This is a genomic window from Gilliamella sp. LMG 34360, assembly GCF_984568995.1.
In genome coordinates this window covers 1,992,089-2,008,188 of sequence record NZ_OZ474900.1, presented here as the reverse complement: position 1 = coordinate 2,008,188, position 16,100 = coordinate 1,992,089, and the positions used below count along the sequence as shown (strand labels likewise).

General features: G+C 36.1%; 17 protein-coding genes and 1 other annotated feature. Of the genes, 6 read left to right on the top strand and 11 right to left on the bottom strand.

Going from position 1 to position 16,100, the window contains the following annotated elements; translation table 11 throughout:
* Positions 1-45: 45 nt before the first annotated feature.
* The 3 genes from matP to cysB all read left to right on the top strand — a co-directional run bounded on the left by matP (position 46) and on the right by cysB (position 4,277).
* Complete coding sequence (gene matP / locus AC5LW9_RS09095) at positions 46-510, top strand: macrodomain Ter protein MatP (RefSeq protein ID WP_039126398.1); 465 nt, start codon at positions 46-48, stop codon at positions 508-510.
* A gap of 28 nt (positions 511-538) precedes the next feature.
* Positions 539-3,139, top strand: coding sequence for a type I DNA topoisomerase (gene topA / locus AC5LW9_RS09090; RefSeq protein WP_144091230.1), 2,601 nt, complete (start codon positions 539-541; stop codon positions 3,137-3,139).
* A 163-nt stretch (positions 3,140-3,302) separates the two neighbouring features.
* Positions 3,303-4,277: an HTH-type transcriptional regulator CysB gene (gene cysB, locus AC5LW9_RS09085; protein ID WP_198236761.1), complete on the top strand. Its 975-nt coding sequence runs from the start codon at positions 3,303-3,305 to the stop codon at positions 4,275-4,277.
* Between the two features lie 67 nt (positions 4,278-4,344).
* On the opposite strand, the gene hisIE is transcribed toward cysB, so the two are convergent.
* The 9 genes from hisIE to AC5LW9_RS09040 all read right to left on the bottom strand — a co-directional run bounded on the left by hisIE (position 4,345) and on the right by AC5LW9_RS09040 (position 12,191).
* Positions 4,345-4,986, bottom strand: a complete 642-nt coding sequence (hisIE, locus tag AC5LW9_RS09080; protein ID WP_493455712.1) for a bifunctional phosphoribosyl-AMP cyclohydrolase/phosphoribosyl-ATP diphosphatase HisIE — start codon at positions 4,984-4,986, stop codon at positions 4,345-4,347.
* Positions 4,980-5,756 carry an imidazole glycerol phosphate synthase subunit HisF gene (hisF, locus tag AC5LW9_RS09075; protein ID WP_198228262.1) on the bottom strand — a complete coding sequence of 259 codons (777 nt, stop codon included), beginning with the start codon at positions 5,754-5,756 and terminating at the stop codon, positions 4,980-4,982. The genes hisIE and hisF overlap by 7 nt, the downstream gene beginning before the upstream one ends.
* Entirely contained in the window at positions 5,738-6,475 is a 738-nt protein-coding gene (gene hisA / locus AC5LW9_RS09070; protein WP_493456611.1) for a 1-(5-phosphoribosyl)-5-[(5-phosphoribosylamino)methylideneamino]imidazole-4-carboxamide isomerase, read from the bottom strand. Before hisA ends, hisF begins: the two co-directional genes overlap by 19 nt.
* Before the next feature lie 17 nt (positions 6,476-6,492).
* Complete coding sequence (hisH, locus tag AC5LW9_RS09065; protein ID WP_493455711.1) at positions 6,493-7,080, bottom strand: imidazole glycerol phosphate synthase subunit HisH; 588 nt, start codon at positions 7,078-7,080, stop codon at positions 6,493-6,495.
* Complete coding sequence (hisB, locus tag AC5LW9_RS09060; RefSeq protein ID WP_198228266.1) at positions 7,081-8,148, bottom strand: bifunctional histidinol-phosphatase/imidazoleglycerol-phosphate dehydratase HisB; 1,068 nt, start codon at positions 8,146-8,148, stop codon at positions 7,081-7,083.
* Positions 8,149-8,156: 8 nt separating this feature from the next.
* Entirely contained in the window at positions 8,157-9,215 is a 1,059-nt protein-coding gene (gene hisC, locus AC5LW9_RS09055) for a histidinol-phosphate transaminase (RefSeq protein WP_493455710.1), read from the bottom strand.
* 9 nt (positions 9,216-9,224) lie between these two features.
* Positions 9,225-10,520 carry a histidinol dehydrogenase gene (gene hisD / locus AC5LW9_RS09050; protein WP_493455709.1) on the bottom strand — a complete coding sequence of 432 codons (1,296 nt, stop codon included), beginning with the start codon at positions 10,518-10,520 and terminating at the stop codon, positions 9,225-9,227.
* Between the two features lie 4 nt (positions 10,521-10,524).
* Complete coding sequence (gene hisG, locus AC5LW9_RS09045; RefSeq protein ID WP_198228271.1) at positions 10,525-11,424, bottom strand: ATP phosphoribosyltransferase; 900 nt, start codon at positions 11,422-11,424, stop codon at positions 10,525-10,527.
* A 39-nt stretch (positions 11,425-11,463) separates the two neighbouring features.
* Positions 11,464-11,589: a sequence feature (His leader region), on the bottom strand.
* 209 nt (positions 11,590-11,798) lie between these two features.
* Positions 11,799-12,191, bottom strand: coding sequence for an Lrp/AsnC family transcriptional regulator (locus AC5LW9_RS09040; RefSeq protein WP_144091238.1), 393 nt, complete (start codon positions 12,189-12,191; stop codon positions 11,799-11,801).
* Positions 12,192-12,297: 106 nt separating this feature from the next.
* On the opposite strand from AC5LW9_RS09040, the gene AC5LW9_RS09035 reads away from it, so the two are divergent.
* Both AC5LW9_RS09035 and AC5LW9_RS09030 read left to right on the top strand, forming a co-directional pair.
* Positions 12,298-12,846, top strand: a complete 549-nt coding sequence (locus tag AC5LW9_RS09035; RefSeq protein ID WP_198228275.1) for a cysteine hydrolase family protein — start codon at positions 12,298-12,300, stop codon at positions 12,844-12,846.
* Between the two features lie 171 nt (positions 12,847-13,017).
* Positions 13,018-13,962 (top strand): zinc-dependent alcohol dehydrogenase family protein, encoded by a 945-nt coding sequence (locus AC5LW9_RS09030; RefSeq protein ID WP_493455708.1) that lies wholly within the window; start codon positions 13,018-13,020, stop codon positions 13,960-13,962.
* Positions 13,963-14,109: 147 nt separating this feature from the next.
* On the opposite strand, the gene AC5LW9_RS09025 is transcribed toward AC5LW9_RS09030, so the two are convergent.
* Positions 14,110-14,520, bottom strand: coding sequence for a DoxX family protein (locus AC5LW9_RS09025; RefSeq protein ID WP_039126302.1), 411 nt, complete (start codon positions 14,518-14,520; stop codon positions 14,110-14,112).
* Between the two features lie 461 nt (positions 14,521-14,981).
* Positions 14,982-15,236 (bottom strand): hypothetical protein, encoded by a 255-nt coding sequence (locus AC5LW9_RS09020; RefSeq protein ID WP_493454178.1) that lies wholly within the window; start codon positions 15,234-15,236, stop codon positions 14,982-14,984.
* A 152-nt stretch (positions 15,237-15,388) separates the two neighbouring features.
* On the opposite strand from AC5LW9_RS09020, the gene AC5LW9_RS09015 reads away from it, so the two are divergent.
* Entirely contained in the window at positions 15,389-16,015 is a 627-nt protein-coding gene (locus AC5LW9_RS09015; RefSeq protein WP_198228285.1) for a TetR/AcrR family transcriptional regulator, read from the top strand.
* Positions 16,016-16,100 lie beyond the last annotated feature (85 nt).

Genomic DNA, 16,100 nt, shown 5'->3' with positions numbered 1-16,100 from the left:
ATGCTAAAACTAAGCCATTTAGTTACAGCGTCACAAGGTGAGCCGATGAAATATCAACAATTAGAAAACCTTGAATGTGGTTGGAAATGGCACTATCTTGTAAAAAGGCATTTAGAGGGTGAGTTAATTACTCGTTACATCGAAAAAAGTGCTGCACAACATGCCGTAAATGAATTATTACTATTAGAACATAATCCAAAAGGAGTTGTGAATTGGATCAATGAGCATTTGAATCCCGATTTAGATAATCGAATGAAGCAAACTATTCGGGCTAGACGAAAACGTCACTTTAATGCTGAACAACAAAATACACGAAAAAAATCCATAGATTTGGAATTTTTAGTTTGGCAACGGCTAGCTAATTTAGCAAAACGTCGAGGCTGTACTTTGTCGCAAACCATTACACAACTTATTGAAGACGCTGAGCAAAAAGAGCAATATGCAACAAAAGTATCGACTATTAAGGATGATTTACAGTCACTTCTTGATGCGAAGCTTGATAATAACTAACTCAACTACAGGATAAATAGGCTTAATTATGGGAAAATCCCTTGTTATTGTGGAATCACCAGCCAAAGCAAAAACGATTAATAAATATCTTGGCAAAGATTTCGTGGTTAAATCAAGTGTGGGACATATTCGTGACCTTCCAGTAAGTGGTAGTAGTCAACGTGCTGAAAAAACCACAAAAGACAAAGCTGAGAAAAAAGTTAAACGTTCAGAGAAACAGGTTTTAGTCGACCGAATGAGTGTCGATCCTTATAATGGCTGGAAAGCGCATTATGAAATTTTACCCGGTAAAGAACGGGTTGTTGCTGAACTAAAAAAACTTGCTAAAGATGCTGACATGATCTATCTGGCAACCGACTTGGATAGAGAGGGGGAAGCAATTGCGTGGCATCTAAAAGATGTAATAGGCGGTGAAGATAGTAAATATCGTCGTGTGGTATTTAACGAAATCACCAAGACCGCGATTAAAAACGCATTCAATGAACCCGCTATGTTAGATATGGATCGCGTCAATGCTCAGCAAGCCCGTCGATTTATGGATCGGGTTGTGGGCTTTATGCTATCACCTTTACTTTGGAAAAAAGTGGCGAGAGGATTATCAGCGGGGCGTGTACAATCCGTTGCTGTTCGATTAGTGGTTGAGCGTGAACGTGAAATTCATGCCTTTATTCCAGAAGAGTACTGGGATCTGTTTGCTGATTTGCATACAGCCAATAGTGAGCTGTTAACGATGCAAGTTGTGCAGTATAAAAATGAAGCCTTTGAGCCAAAAGATAAAGTCGCTATTGATATTGCCTTAGCTGAGTTAAACAAAAATCAATATCAAGTTATCAATATTGAAGAAAAACCAACGAAAAGTAATCCAACTGCACCGTTTATTACTTCAACTTTGCAACAAGCTGCTAGCACGCGTTTAGGCTTTGGGGTTAAAAAAACCATGATGCTTGCCCAGCGTCTGTATGAAGCAGGTTACATTACTTATATGCGTACTGACTCAACCAATTTAAGTCAAGATGCATTAACAATGGTGCGTGATTACATTGGTCAGAATTTTGGTGACAAGTATTTACCTAAATCAGCAAATGTTTACAGCAGTAAAAAGAATTCCCAAGAGGCACACGAAGCCATTCGTCCGTCTGATGTGAACGTTATTGCCGATAATATTAGTGATGTTGAAGCGGATGCATGTAAATTATATCAATTAATTTGGCGACAATTTGTTGCCTGCCAAATGACGTCGGCTGAATACAACTCCACAACGCTCACTGTAAAATCAGGCGATTTTACCTTAAAAGCTAAAGGACGTACGTTGCGTTTTGATGGTTGGACTAAAGTGCAACCTCAACTCTCGAAAAACAATGAGGATAAAATATTACCTAAAGTTGCTGTTAACGACGAATTATCGTTAATCAGCTTAAATCCAAATCAACACTTTACCAAACCACCTGCACGGTATAACGAAGCGTCATTGGTTAAAGAGCTTGAAAAACGAGAAATTGGTCGTCCATCAACCTATGCAACTATCATTTCAACTATTCAAGATCGCGGTTATGTGCGTTTGGATAATCGCCGCTTTTATGCTGAAAAAATTGGTGAAATTGTAACAGATAGATTAAACGAAAACTTCAATGATTTAATGAGTTACGATTTTACTGCACGTATGGAACATGCTTTAGATGAAATCGCCCATAAAAAACAAGAGTGGCGAGAAGTTCTTGACCAATTCTTTAGCGATTTTAGTGCTCATCTTGAAGTGGCGGAACAAGCACCAGATAAAGGCGGTATGCAACTTAATCCACTCGTATTAACACCTGAAATTAAATGTCCAAATTGTGGACGTGAAATGGGCATTAAAACCGCTGGAACAGGGGTGTTTTTAGCTTGTTCGGGTTATGCATTACCACCTAAAGAACGCTGTAAGCAAACCATTAATCTCATTCCAGAACACGAAACATTAAATATTTTGGAAGAGGCCGAAACAGCAGAGACGGATGCTTTAAGAGCGCTTAAACGTTGTCCAAAATGTCATACCGCAATGGACAGTTATTTACTCGATAACGAACGCAAATTACATATTTGCGGTAACAATCCAATTTGTGATGGTTCTATCGTTGAAAAAGGTAACTTTAAGGTTAAAAGCTACGAAGGCCCAATTATTGAATGTGAAAAATGTGGATCAGAAATGCACTTAAAATCAGGGCGTTTTGGTTTATATATGGGATGTACTAATCAAGATTGTAAAAATACACGTAAAATCTTAAAAAATGGTGATGTTGCACCACCAAAAGAAGATCCTGTTGATTTACCAGAATTACCGTGTAGTAAATCTGATGCTCATTTTGTTTTACGTGATGGTGCATCAGGTATCTTCTTGGCTGCGCATAACTTCCCAAAATCAAGAGAAACACGTGCACCATTGATTGAAGAGCTACAACGTTTTAAAGATCGCTTGCCAGAGAAATTTATTTATTTAACTCAAGCACCGAATAAAGATCCAGATGGAAATCCATCCATTGTACGTTTTAGTCGTAAAAGCAAACAACAGTATGTCACTTCCGAAGTTAATGGAAAATCGACTGGCTGGGTAATGCAATACATAGACGGCAAATGGGTAAATAGTAAAAAGTAGGTAAGAACACCTGAAACTTTGTCAAAAAGTTTCAGGTTATGTATACGTTTTAGTATAAAATTTGTTTTTGTTTGTGCTAGAGTGTGAAAGGAATTACCTTACGTTTTCTCGCTTTTGAGTAAAGCTAAAAGCGAGAAAAGTATATAGTTAAAGGAGCCTTGTCATGAAATTGCAACAATTACGCTACATTGTTGAAGTGGTCAACAATGACCTTAATGTGTCGTTAACCTCCGAAAAACTCTATACTTCGCAACCTGGTATCAGTAAACAAATAAAATTGTTAGAAGATGAACTTGGCATTCAAATTTTTACAAGAGTCGGTAAACATCTTTCTGAAGTTACGCCTGTAGGGGAAAAAGTGATATCCCTAGCGCGTGAAATCCTCAACAAATCAAATGATATAAAAATTATAGCTAAAGAGTTTAGTCAGCCAAATCAAGGCTCATTAACGATTACGACAACTTATACTCAAGCACGTTATAGTTTGCCAATAGTCATCCAACAATTTATGAAGCAATACCCAAATATTATTTTGCATATGGAACAGGGCTCATCACCGCAATGTATTATACAGGCACAAGCAGGGCAAGCGGACTTTGCCATTGTTACTGACCTTTCACAACTTAATGATGAAATGATTGCATTGCCATGTTATCACTGGAACCAAGCCGTGATAGTTAAAAAAGATCATCCGTTGGCTAAAAGTAGTTTAATTTCTATTGCAGAGTTATCCCAATATCCCTTAGTCAGTTATGACTTTTCTAATGATGGTTCTGACCTCAATCAAGCTTTTATTCGCGCTGGGCAATCGCCAAATATTGTGTTTAGCACAACCGATGCAGAGTTAATTAAAACTTATGTTAAATTAGGTGTTGGCGTCGGAATTGTTGCTAAAATGGCAGTAAGTGATGCAATTGCTGATGATGATTTTGTTGTGCTTAATGCTGGGCATATTTTTCCTTACAGTACTACTTATATTACTTTTGCACGTTCTTTATTTTTACGTAGTTATATGTATGATTTTATCAGTCAATTTTCACCACATTTAAATCGTCAAACTATCGACAAACTGATGTTATGTGATAATAATACTGAAGTGTTAGCAATGTTCAATGGGGTAAAATTGCCAGTTCGCTAGCTTGAAATTTTATTTTTGAATAATAAAGCTGAATAAAGTGCGAAATTATCGCACTTTTTTATTAGCACTATTTATGTCTGGTTTTCAAAATACCAATGACATCTTGCAATGACAGATTTTGGTCATGCAGTAAAACAAGTAAATGGTAAATTAAATCAGCCGATTCATTTTTCAACTCTTCAGTATCACGTACCGTTGCTGCTAAAGCCGTTTCAACGCCTTCCTCACCCACTTTTTGAGCAATACGTTTAGTTCCATCATGATAGAGTTTAGCGGTGTAAGAAGATTTTGGATCGGCATTTTTGCGGTCAGCAATTAACTGCTCTAACTCAAATAAGAAACCCCATTGAGTTTTCGCAGAAGCAAAACAACTGTTAGTACCTGTGTGACAGGTTGGTCCAATTGGATCAACTAAAATTAATAAAGTATCATTATCGCAATCCGGAGTAATACTTACTACATTTAGAAAATTGCCAGAACTTTCGCCTTTGGTCCATAGACGTTGTTTAGTGCGTGAATAAAATGTAACTTTACCACTGGTTTGAGTCTGAGATAGGGCTTCTTGATTCATATAACCCAGCATTAATACATCACCTGAGACATAATGTTGAATAATGACAGGCATCAAATTATCGACTTTTTGCCAATCAAGTTGCTTTGTATCGAATTGCAATGGATCGAATTTTGTGTTGGAATTTTCTGTTAGCATAATCGAATATTTACTCCATGTTGCACTAAATATTGTTTAAGTTCACCAATGTTAATGATTTGTTTATGAAATACTGACGCGGCTAATGCACCGTCGACATCTGGTTCATTAAAGGCTTGTAAAAAGTGTTCCATTGTACCCGCGCCACCTGATGCAATTAATGGTACATGGCAAACCTCACGCACGGCTTTTAGTTGAGCTAAATCGTAACCATTACGCACACCGTCTTGATTCATCATATTTAAAACAATTTCACCCGCACCCCGTTTTTGTACTTCTTTTACCCAATCAAGGGTATTCCACTTGGTTGCCACTGTACGCTTTTCATCTCCGGTAAATTGATAGACATGATAGTTATTTGATTCTTGGTCATACCAAGTATCAATTCCAACTACAACACACTGCACACCATAACGATCAGCCAATTGAGTAATCAAATCAGGATTAGCCAATGCGGGTGAGTTAATTGAAATTTTATCGGCTCCAAAAGTTAAAATCTGTCCTGCGTCTTCGACTGTTTTAATACCACCAGCTACACAAAAGGGAATATCAATCACTTCAGCAACTTTTGCAACCCAACTTTTATCAACTACACGACCATCGGATGAAGCGGTGATATCATAAAAAACCAGCTCATCAGCTCCTTCTTGGGCGTAACGTTTAGCCAAAGGTACAATATCGCCAATAATTTCGTGATTACGAAATTGTACACCTTTCACTACTTGTCCATTGCGTACATCCAAACAAGGAATTATCCTTTTTGCCAACATGAAATTGCCTCCTCAACCGTAAATTTGCCTTCAAGTAGTGCTCGTCCCACGATCACTCCCGCTACGCCACTATCCTTGAGGGCTTTAACATCATCGAGTTGACCAATTCCGCCCGATGCCTGAAAGGCGATTTGCGGGTATTTTTGGCTAATTTCACGATATAATCTCACATTTGAGCCGCTCAGCGTTCCATCTTTAGAAATATCTGTACAAAGCACATGTTTTAAGCCATGAGGTAAATAATCATCGATGACTTGTTCAAGTGTTTGGTTAGAATCTTCTTGCCAACCATGAATTGCAACATATTTATTACCATCAGTAGCGATGCGGACATCCAGAGCTAAAACTAACGCTTCAGGCCCATATTTGCTAAACCACTGTTTAACTAATTCTGGCTGTTTTATTGCTGTTGAACCTATCACAACTCGTGCTGCGCCAGCTGCAAGAAGCGCTTCTACATCGTCTTGGGTGCGGATACCACCACCAATTTGTACTGGTACTTGGACACCTTTAATTAACGTTTGAATTAAAGTAATTTGCCGAGCTTTAGGATCTTTTGCACCGGTTAAATCCACAAGATGTAGAAGTTTTGCGCCTTGTCGTTGATACTCTTGTAAGCGTAATAGAGGGTCACTTCCATAGTCACGTTTTTGGTCATAATCGCCCTGATGTAATCGAACGACACTACCATCAATTAAATCAAGGGCTGGAATAATAATTTGATAAACTGCCATAGTTACATCTCCAAAAAGTTTTTTAGCAATTGTGCACCGGCTGACCCAGAACGTTCGGGATGAAACTGTACACCGTAAAAGTTGTCTTTTTGCACGGCAGCGGTAAAGCTTTCGCCGTAATTGGTTTCTGCAATAGTTGCTGAGCATAGTGGCATCGCGTATCCATGAACAAAATAAAAATAAGCACCATCTGCAATATCTCTGAATAGATGATGACCTGCTTTGGGGTAAACTTGATTCCAACCCATATGAGGTAAAGGTAAACCAACATCTGGAATTTTATCGACTTTTTCATCAATGATTCCTAATGTATGTACATGCCCCTCACTACTGTATTCGGCTAGTAGTTGCATACCTAGGCAAATGCCTAAAACAGGTTGAGTACAAGCTTTTATAAGTTCAATTAGATTATGTTCCTTTAACTTTTTCATTGCCGCCGAAGCTGATCCCACACCGGGTAGAAACAGCTTATCACACTCAAGTACGACTTCGGGCTCAAGACTAATTATCGGTTTATAACCCAATCTTTCTATGGCATATTTTACCGAAGAAAGGTTTGCACAACCCGTATCTAGAATGACAACATTCATCTACAGTACTCCTTTTGAGCTCGGTAAGCTGTTACCGTCTATCTTAATTGCTTGCTTCAACGTTCGAGCAAAGGCTTTAAATAAACTTTCAATTTTATGGTGATCATTATCGCCTTGTGTCTCAATATGCAAGGTAATTGCCATTGCATAGCTGAGAGAATAGAAGAAATGTTCAACCATTTGCGTGCTCATATCGCCTACTTTTTGATGAGTAAATTGAGCATTAAATATTAAATAAGGCCGACCCGAAATATCCATTGCACATTTTGCTAAACACTCATCCATAGGAATGACTGATGCATAACGAGTAATTCCTCGTTTATCTCCTAAAGCGATTTTTAACGCTTCGCCTAATGCTAATCCAGTATCTTCAATGGTGTGATGATCATCAACATGCAAATCTCCGTCAACCTTAATATTAAGTTTAATGCCACCATGGGTTGCAATTTGATCCAACATATGATCAAAAAAACCAATACCGGTACTGATTTGACTACCACCTTGACGATCAAGCCAAACTTCAACTAAGATCTTTGTCTCTTTAGTATTACGTTCAACTTTTGCGTAGCGGTCTGCTGTGGTTAACCGTTGTGCTATTTCAGCCCAATTTAAAGTTTCTGGATGATAACGTAATCCTTTGATTTGCATATTTTCGGCGAGTTGAACATCAGTAACCCTGTCACCAATAACATAACTGTTTTCTTTATCTAAGTTACCATTGCTAAGATAAGGTAGAACTAATTGAATTTTTGGTTTACGACATTGACAATTATCTTCTGGAAAATGAGGGCAAATTAGCACCTCTTCGAAGTTAACACCCTGTGATTGAAAGATTTGCATCATCAAGTTGTGAGGACCATCAAAATCAGATTGTGGATAACTGCTAGTACCGAGACCATCTTGATTTGTTACCATCACCAGTTTAAAACCAGCAGATTGCAACTTAAGTAGAGCAGGGATGACATTAGGTTCAAACGCCAACTTCTCAAAGCTATCGACCTGAAAATCAATTGGCGGTTCAGTAATTAATGTTCCATCTCGGTCAATAAATAAGTATTTCTGTAACATCATTGCTCCTATATTATCGCTTTGAGTGCCAAAATCACTGCATCACATTCGGCTGCTGTGCCAATGCTAATGCGAATTATACTATCTTGCCCGATTGATTTGCTTTGATCGCGCAAAATAATGCCTTTATTCCATAATGTTTTAAACACATCTTTACCCGCTTGAAATTTAACGCATAAATAGTTAGATGAGCTAGGATAAACTTTTTCGACAATGGGTAAAGCAGACAAATCGCTTGCAAATCTCTCTTTTTGTCTGTTGATCTGTTGCACTTGTTGTCGCATTTTTTCAATACCCGTTTTACTTAGTGCTTGCGTCGCAATATCAGCAACCGGGGTTGCCAACGGATAAGGAGCAATTACTTTTTGTAATGCATCAATCACTGGTTTATTGGCGATAGTAAATCCACAACGTAAACCAGCTAAAGCAAAAGCTTTCGATAAAGTTCTTAAAATAACTAAATGCGGATAATTGGCTAACCAACTAACTACGGAAGATTCAGGTGAAAATTCAATATAAGCCTCATCTATTACCACAAGGGCACGGTTTTTAGCGATATCCAACAGTGTTTTAATATCATCAGGATTAATTAAATTGCCAGTTGGATTGTTTGGCGAGCAAACATAAATTAATTTAACATTATCAAGATGTTGCTCAATGGCTGTTAAATCCAATTGCCAATCCGATTTCGTTAGTACGGTTTTTATATCGATACCTAATGTTTCAGCACTAACCTGATACATACCATAGGTAGGGGGACAATATAAAATGCTATCTTGCTGTGGCTCACAAAATGCTCGCATTAACAGCTCAATCGCTTCATCAGCGCCACGACTAACAATTAATTGTTCTGGTTTGACACCTGTATAATGAGCATAACTATTGATAACTTGTTCTGGTTGCGGTTCTGGATAACGGTTTAATGTCTGTTGCGTTAACTCAAATTGTGGGGCAACAGGGTATTCATTGGCATTTAACCATACATCGCCATTTCCACCAATACGACGAGCAGATTGGTAAGGGGTTAATTTCTGCACGTTCTTTCTGACTAATTGATTGATATCCATATTGTTCACCTATTTTTTAGCGTTTAATGCAGCTAGACGAAGCGTTACGGCTTGTTTATGGGCAGTAAGTTGTTCTGCTTGTGCCATTAATTCAACCGCATTACCAATGGCTTGTAAGCCCTCTGGTGATAATTTTTGAACTGTCATACGTTTTTGAAAATCGGCCAATCCAAGACTTGAATAAGTCGCGGTATAACCATAAGTTGGTAAAACGTGATTAGTTCCTGAAGCATAGTCACCAGCCGATTCGGGTGACCAGTCTCCTAAAAATACTGAGCCGGCACTGGTGATTTGTTCTACAAGATCATCGGCATTTTGTGTTTGAATAATTAAATGTTCAGGACCATAACGATTACTGATAGTAATACATTGATCTAAATCTTTAGTCACAATTAGACGACTTTCTTGTAAAGCTTTTTCGGCAATACCTTGTCGAGATAATTGGGTTAACTGTTTATCAACTTCAATTGAAACCGCTTTCGCAATATCCTCATCTGGAGTAACTAAAACTACTTGTGAATCGGGACCATGCTCCGCTTGTGATAATAAATCGGCAGCAATAAAAGCGGGATTAGCTGAACTGTCGGCGATAACTAACACTTCAGAAGGACCTGCTGGCATATCAATAGCTGCGCCGTCAAGGCGTTGGCTAACTTGGCGTTTAGCTTCAGTAACAAAAGCATTACCCGGACCAAAAATTTTATCGACCTTAGGTACCGATTCACTACCAAATGCCATTGCAGCAATGGCTTGTGCGCCGCCTAGTTGGTATATTTCGGTCACACCGCACAGTTCAGCTGCATATAAGATTTCATCAGCAATAGGTGGAGGAGAACATAAAATGACTTTACGACAACCGGCAATTTTTGCTGGGGTTGCAAGCATTAAAACCGTTGATAATAAAGGTGCAGAACCACCTGGAATATAGAGACCTACTGAATCAATCGTACGAGTAACAAGCTGACATTTCACACCCGGCATTGTTTCAACCGTAATCGCTGATTTAACTTGGGCTTGGTGAAATTTTTCAATATTACTGACGGCTAATTGCATTGCCTGTTTTAATTCAGGTTTAACCCTTGCCGTTGCTGCTTTGATGGCATCTTGCGTTAATTTTATTTGTTGGATTTGTACTTTATCAAACTTATTACTTAATGCGATTAAAGCTTGATCACCATTTTGTTTCACTTGACTTAAAATATCTGCTACCGCTTGGCTAATTGAATCTGAAGCAGTAATAGCAGGGCGAGTTAAAAGTGCTGCACGCTGTGCATCTGAACATTGTTGCCAATAAGAGAGTTTCATAGCATTACTCCATCATTTTTTCAATTGGTAAGACAAGAATTGAACTAGCGCCTAAGGCTTTAAGTTTTTCCATGGTTTCCCAAAATAGCGATTCGGAACTAACCATATGTAACGCCACTCGATTTTGTTCACCAGTAAGTGGTAGTATGGTTGGATTTTCAGCTCCGGGTAATAAAGCTACGATCTGATCTAACACTGCAGTTGGTGCATGTAACATAATATATTTGGATTCACGAGCTTGGATAACACCTTGAATTCGCGTCATCAACTTATCAATCAACGCTTGTTTGTCAGCTGACATTTCGCCTTGGCGTTGAATTAAACAAGCTTTAGATTTATAAATAACTTCGATCTCTTTAAGTCCATTCGCTTCAAGTGTTGCACCACTTGAAACTAGGTCACAAATAACATCAGCAAGACCTGCTCGCGGTGCTACTTCAACTGAACCATTAAGCAAACAGGTTTTAAAAGTTACATTGTACTGAGAAAGATAACGACGGAGTAGGTGAGGATAGGTGGTAGCAATACGTAAATCATTTAAACATTCAGGGCCGGTATAATCAAAATCACGAGGCGCTGCAATGGATAACCGACAACCGCCAAAATCCAAACGGCGCAATGTTTTATATTGAGGATTGAAACCCTCAGCTTGTCGATCTAACACTTCTTCTTCTAAAACATTTTCGCCAACAATTCCCAAATCGACTACGCCATCAATGACTAATCCTGGGATATCGTCATCACGAACGCGTAAAATATCAATCGGCATATTTTCAGCGAAGGCAATTAAACGTTGTTCTTGAAGATTAATTTTAATGCCACATTGTGCAAGTAGCTTTTTTGACTCATCACTCAAGCGACCTGATTTCTGCATTGCTATACGTAAACGCGAATTATCCAACATATTATTCTCCAAATTATCCTAAAAAATTTTTTAACCACAAACAAAAAACCCTCGAAAGTTTGATCTTCCGAGGGTTTTCTATTTGCTTTCGCGATATCACCGGAAGACCAACTGTCTTCCAGCACCAATCGCCCGAAGACTAATCAGGTATGATGGTGATGATGATGTTTAGTAACAAAAACGCAAAAACAATTCATAAAAATAAAAACCAATAATTTAATTAATTATCAAAATTGATATATAAAATATAATAGAAATGAATAACTATCAACTCATTTTTTATGATTGATAAAGAAATATTGCAAATATCAGACTTTTTGCTTTTCAAAAGTTACGGATATTAATTGCTAATGAGTCAAGTTAAACTAACTTAATTATAAAATTTGTTTTAATCGATGACTGACTTTATAACGACCAAAATCGGTAATTTTAGTTAAAAAGAGATTCAATGCGTCGCTGTCGAAATGGCTGATAATCATATAACATCCGTCGCCTGTAATCTTATAAAATTCTATTACTTCATTAAAAGACTTTACTAAGTTTTCAAAAGAAGTAAATTGATTCGTGTTCATATAAATAGTAATGAACTGTAAGTTTTGTTTTTGTTCTTTAATGGTGAATTTTTCTATAATATGATTATTTAGCAAATCTTGAACGCGTTGACCAACGGCTTGGCTAGATAAGAAAACCTTATCGCCAATTTCGCGCCAAGATTGACGGCTATTATTTCTTAATTCACTTAAAATCGCTCTATCTTTTTTATCCATTGTTTCAATTTGAAAGCTAACTGATATTTATCATTTCAATTCGCTATGTTCTTTAAAAATTGATTATTAGAAAATAATAACACGAAACCTTATAAAGGAGAGCAAAATGACTCAAGCATTAATGATTATTGATGTGCAAAATGATTATTTTCCTGACGGAAAATATCCGTTAAATAATACTGAACAAGCATTACAAAATACTTTAAAACTGCAAAATTATTTTCGGCAAAAACTACTGCCTATTATTTATATACAACATATTAACCCAGATCCTAATGCTGTTTTTTTTGTGAATAATAGTTTTGGTAGTCAATTACATGCAAAATTACTTCCTATCAAACCGAATGAAATGATCATTCAAAAAGCCTATCCAAATAGCTTTTACCAAACACAATTGCAAGAGAAGTTAGAGCGATTAGGAATAACACAGTTAGTGATCTGTGGCATGATGAGCCACATGTGCGTAGATTCAACTACTCGCTGTGCATTTGAGCTTAATTATCAACCGATTTTAATTCATGATGCTTGTACTACTCGTGATCTTGACTTCAATGGCAACATCATTTCCTCACAAGACGTTCACAATAGTTTTATGTCTGCATTAATGCGATTTTCTAAGATAATGAGCTGTGAAGCATTTATTCAAACAACATAACATAATAACAGTGAAAGAGGTTTTTATATTTATAATTAGCATTTCATTGATAGGCATTTAGATGGTAAAAAAAAGCCATCTAATTGTTGAAAGTTTATAGAATAATTTACCGTTAAATAAATTATAATCATGTTATTTTAATTCGATTAATATAATAAATAGGAACAATACTTGAACTCAGCATTATGTTATAGACAGTTTGGTATCCCTGAAGATGTATTGAAGCTTGAACTTTCAAATAAAGACTTATTAAAAGAAGATTATATTAGAGTACAAATGTTATATGCGCCAATTAATGCCTCAGACCTTATTCCAATTACAGGTGCTTATCAGCATCGTATCATTCTGCCACAAATTGCTGGTTATGAGGGAGTAGGTGAGGTAATTGAGGCACCTTTAACTTATCGTCATCTGATTGGAAAACGTGTATTACCTTTAAGAGGAGATGGAACTTGGCAGCATTTCGTAGATTCACCTGCAAAATATGCTATTGAAGTTCCAGATTCAATTGATGATACTATCGCTGCTCGAGCTTATATTAATCCTGTCGCAGCTTGGTTAATGCTTAAACATTATTCTCCACAAGGAAAGCATATTTTAGTTACTGCGGGGGGAACTGATTGTGCAAAATTGTTATGCAAATGGGCAGTAAATTTGCAAGCATTATTTGTAACTGTCATTTGTCGCTCAGATAATCATGTTCAATTTTATAATAAATATGGTGTTAAAAAAATAAATCAAAACGATACTGAAGCTATAGAATATTTTGCTGCACATGCTGATATTGTTTTTGATGCGGTTGGTGGCGAGCTTGCTGAAACAATTTTGAATCATATGTCTGATTCAAGTGAATTTGTCTCGTATGGTTTGCTTTCTGGTACTTTTTTTCAACCTAAAAAGCGATTACCTAAAGTTCATTGGTTTCATATCCGTCAATATATAAACAATATGGATCAAATAGAATGGTTGAATATGTTTAATGAAATCTGGACAAAGTTAAACCAAATAGATTTAAATGAACCTTATTTATTTAAATTCAATGATTGGCTAAGTGCTATTAAAGCTTACCAGCAAGTAAGTATGAATGGTAAACCATTATTAGTAATGGCGGAATGATTTGAAAATTTAATTGTTTAATTAATGAAATGTAGGCTTATCACCAATAATAAAGATATTTAATGAAATCATATTTAAAATATAGAGGTCTAGGAAAGGTAATTATTAACTGTTTTTACCTTTCCTAAAAGCTCAGGCATATTATGACTAAATGGTTTGTGTATATTTTTTACCTGATAAAACACTAAACCGACCAGTACCTAATAAAGCAAGACTAAAAGCCGCTAAAGACATAAATGCTGGATACTCCCAACCTCCTCCCGGATTAGTAAAAGACCAACCATTAGTCCAATGTACAATGGTAATTATCGCAAGTTGAAAAAATGCAATTAATGCGACAGCGCGGGTTAAAATACCTAATAATAACAAAGCACCACCACCTATTTCAAAAGCGATAACAATATAAGAAAAAAATCCTGGAAATCCAAGGGTATGGAAATACTCAGCTGTACCTTCTGGAGTGAGAACAAGTAATTTAGTAAAACCATGGGCTAAAAACATCATACCTAAAGCAATTCGTAATACAAATGCTGCTACATCAGTTTGATATTCTTTCATTTTGGGGTTCCTATATTAAGTTAGCAAAATAATAATTAAAATCATTGTGATCTATTACAAAAGCTATTACTTATTTACAAAATAGGATACTACACTTAAGATTGTCTCACAGATAACAATCATTAGTAAAGTTACTTACTAAAATTGAACGATGTTAATGAGATTATGTTTACGCTATTTGGAAGTTTAATTATTTATTTGTAGATAAAAATAACGGCATAACTTAAAAGTTACACCGTTATGTCTTACTTATTGTTGGTGTCAAATAGATTAACTTGTTCTGTTGTTTTTTACGTAATTTTATTGGTTTCCCTTGCATTGTACTTACACTCAAATCCGTTAAAGTCTGGATAATTGTGTAAAATATATTCATCCTTTTTTGTTATAAATTTAGTTTTTCCATTGCTTTATCAAAATATTTACCTAAACCAAAAATCACTCTATATCTTTTTGAACCAACTTTAATAATTCGCCACGGCGAACATAGCTATTTTTCTATTAGAACAAAAAATAGCTTCTTTTCCATTTATATGGTAATTTGCTATAAGTTCAGCAGTTAAATCGACAAAATGATTCTGATGATGAGGTTGAGTTGAATTATCAACGACGTTAACTGTAAGTCTTTTGGAGTTAAGTAGCTTTTTTATATAATCTACTCTTTCTTCCAACTTAATTTTTAGCGTCGTGACTAAGTAAATCATGTTTGGTGATGCCATTTAAAGCTCCTTAAGGGATAAAAAATAGAACTCCATACTTTTACTAAATAACTCATATAATCATACAGTATATAACAGAAATGAGACTAATGTCTCATGTAATTAACTATATCAATTTTAATTATAATAAGCAATAAATTATAAAAAATAATATGGATAAGCAAAGTATCGTAACACCACAAACATATACAGGCGTTAGAAAACGTACGTTCGAACATTTATTACATACAGCAGTGAGTATTTTAGATGAAGGTCACGAATTAACCATTACCGAGTTAGCTGATAAATCTGGAATTTCAAGAGCCACTGCTTATCGCTATTTTCCAACGCAAAGTGATTTGATATCGGCAGTTGTTGATCATTCACTTCAACCAATTTTACATTGGCAATCGGATGAACAGGATGTAGGCCAAAAAATGAATGACTTCTTATCATTTGCTTTTGCTCAAATGATAAAACATGAAGGAGCAATAAGAGCAGCTATGCGATTATCCTTGCAACAATGGGTGACTGATCGTTCAGCTTCATCATCTAATTCAGAAAAATTTGTACGTGGGAATCACAAAGAAGTACTCTCTAATTTACTACAACCATTACAATCACAGTTAAATGAAGAACTAAATAATAAGTTAATTTATACTTTGTCGATTATTTTTGGTTCTCAAATCACAGTATTAAAAGATGTATGGAATTTAGATGATTCTTATATCGTTTCTCTTTCTCAATGGATTATTAAAGCTGTAATTAACCAAGCAAAACAAGATATATCTGAGCTTTAATTATTTTGTCATCTTTAGATTAATCTAATTTTTAGATTGATAAGTAGTGTTTATAGATTCTTACCTTCTAAAAGAAAAAGATTAA

Coding starts and splice junctions, on each gene's coding strand:
- AC5LW9_RS09015 (WP_198228285.1), top strand. CDS start 15,389: ATGGATAAGCAAAGTATCGTAACACCACAAACATATACAGGCGTTAGA.
- AC5LW9_RS09025 (WP_039126302.1), bottom strand. CDS start 14,520: ATGAAAGAATATCAAACTGATGTAGCAGCATTTGTATTACGAATTGCT.
- matP (WP_039126398.1), top strand. CDS start 46: ATGAAATATCAACAATTAGAAAACCTTGAATGTGGTTGGAAATGGCAC.
- AC5LW9_RS09035 (WP_198228275.1), top strand. CDS start 12,298: ATGACTCAAGCATTAATGATTATTGATGTGCAAAATGATTATTTTCCT.
- hisB (WP_198228266.1), bottom strand. CDS start 8,148: ATGTTACAGAAATACTTATTTATTGACCGAGATGGAACATTAATTACT.
- hisD (WP_493455709.1), bottom strand. CDS start 10,520: ATGAAACTCTCTTATTGGCAACAATGTTCAGATGCACAGCGTGCAGCA.
- hisF (WP_198228262.1), bottom strand. CDS start 5,756: ATGTTGGCAAAAAGGATAATTCCTTGTTTGGATGTACGCAATGGACAA.
- cysB (WP_198236761.1), top strand. CDS start 3,303: ATGAAATTGCAACAATTACGCTACATTGTTGAAGTGGTCAACAATGAC.
- hisIE (WP_493455712.1), bottom strand. CDS start 4,986: ATGCTAACAGAAAATTCCAACACAAAATTCGATCCATTGCAATTCGAT.
- AC5LW9_RS09020 (WP_493454178.1), bottom strand. CDS start 15,236: ATGGCATCACCAAACATGATTTACTTAGTCACGACGCTAAAAATTAAG.
- hisC (WP_493455710.1), bottom strand. CDS start 9,215: ATGGATATCAATCAATTAGTCAGAAAGAACGTGCAGAAATTAACCCCT.
- topA (WP_144091230.1), top strand. CDS start 539: ATGGGAAAATCCCTTGTTATTGTGGAATCACCAGCCAAAGCAAAAACG.
- hisG (WP_198228271.1), bottom strand. CDS start 11,424: ATGTTGGATAATTCGCGTTTACGTATAGCAATGCAGAAATCAGGTCGC.
- AC5LW9_RS09040 (WP_144091238.1), bottom strand. CDS start 12,191: ATGGATAAAAAAGATAGAGCGATTTTAAGTGAATTAAGAAATAATAGC.
- hisH (WP_493455711.1), bottom strand. CDS start 7,080: ATGAATGTTGTCATTCTAGATACGGGTTGTGCAAACCTTTCTTCGGTA.